Annotated in this window: 1 pseudogene; it reads right to left on the reverse strand. The window is 38.2% G+C overall.

The features are described from left to right. Positions 1–188: pseudogene (locus tag C1E99_RS12205) on the reverse strand (diaminopimelate decarboxylase); the annotation flags it as partial. Positions 189–293 lie beyond the last annotated feature (105 nt).

Consider the following 293-nt stretch of genomic DNA (forward strand, 5'->3'; position numbering starts at 1 on the left):
AAAATAGCTGGAGTTGGAGTCGCCTTGACCGCAAAATATTCCTTAAAGCCTTTGTTCCATGAAAAAGCTGCATTGAGGGCACGCGCCTTCTCACGAATGCCTTTTTCATCATACAAATGGAAAGGAGTCGGAAATTGCTCCGTAATGGTATCCAAAATTTCTTTACTAACAAATGGTGTCTTGGTCATGTCGCTACCTCATCAAATATTTTTCCTATTATATCACAAATATGTGAGGAACTGTAGCTTTCAACTCCACCAAATACTTGCAAAATAAATTACGAGCGTTATAAT

Origin of the sequence: Streptococcus suis (genome assembly GCF_002964045.1) — a bacterium.
GTDB lineage: Bacteria > Bacillota > Bacilli > Lactobacillales > Streptococcaceae > Streptococcus > Streptococcus suis_U.